Annotated in this window: 1 protein-coding gene; it reads left to right on the top strand. The window is 65.0% G+C overall.

The genetic code is table 11. From position 1 onward, the window contains the following. Nucleotides 1-1,229 (top strand): D-mannonate dehydratase ManD (gene manD, locus AC6EUH_RS18245; RefSeq protein WP_499739500.1); only part of this gene is annotated, 1,229 nt, incomplete at its 5' end. Nucleotides 1,230-1,236: the final 7 nt, after the last annotated feature.

Here is a 1,236-nt window from a genome sequence, read left to right as displayed (position 1 = left end):
TGAAAATCATTGCTGCTGAAGTCTTTGTGACCAGTCCTTCGCGGAACTTCGTGACCCTGCGGATCACCACGGAGGATGGTGTGACGGGGATCGGGGATGCGACGTTGAACGGGCGGGAGCTCGCGGTGGCCGCGTATTTGAAGGAGCATGTTGCGCAGTTGCTGATCGGGAAGGACCCGCACCGGATCGAGGACACGTGGCAGTTCCTGTACCGGTCCTCGTACTGGCGGCGGGGTCCGGTGACGATGGCCGCGATCGCCGCGGTGGACATGGCGTTGTGGGACATCAAGGGCAAGCTGGCCGGGATGCCGGTGTACCAGTTGTTGGGCGGGGCGTCGCGGAACGGGCTGCGTGCGTACGGGCATGCCTCGGGCGCGGATCTGCCGTCGTTGTTTGATTCGGTCCGGGAGCACCTGGAGCTCGGGTACAAGTCGATCCGGATCCAGACCGCGGTGCCGGGGATCAAGGCCGTGTACGGGGTCGCGGCGCAGGCGCAGGCCTCGGGGGAGCGGTATGACTACGAGCCGGCCGGCCGGGGCGCGTTCCCGCTGGAGGAGGACTGGGACACCCGGGCGTACCTGCGGCACCTGCCGGGCGTGTTTGAGGCGGTCCGGAACGAGTTCGGCCCGGAACTGCCGCTGCTCCATGACGGGCACCACCGGATGACGCCGATCCAGGCCGCGAAGCTGGGCAAGGCGCTGGAGCCTTATGACCTGTTCTGGCTGGAGGACTGCACCCCGGCGGAGAACCAGGAAGCGTTGCGCCTGGTCCGGCAGCACACCACTACGCCGCTGGCGATCGGTGAAATTTTCAACACGGTGTATGACTACCAGACGATCATCAAGGAACAGTTGATCGACTACGTCCGGGCCGCCTCGACCCACTTCGGCGGGATCAGCCCGTTGAAGAAGGTGATGGATTTCGCCGCGCAGTACCAGATCAAGTCCGGCTTCCACGGGCCGACGGACATTTCCCCGGTCGGGTTCGCCGCGCAGCTGCACGTGGGCCTGGCGATCCATAACTACGGGATCCAGGAATACATGCAGCACTCGGACAAGACCAACGAGGTCTTCGAGCAGTCCATGACGTTCGTGGACGGGTACCTGCACCCGGGCGACAAGCCCGGCATCGGTGTCGAGTTCAACGAAGAGGCCGCCGCCGCGTTCCCGTACCAGCAGGCCTACCTGCCCTACAACCGCCTCGTCGACGGAACCGTCCATGACTGGTAACCGGGCA

It is taken from the genome of Arthrobacter sp. 001422645 (assembly GCF_059816125.1).
The sequence above is the reverse complement of the archived record's forward strand: the minus strand, read 5'-3'. Positions and strand labels throughout refer to the sequence as shown.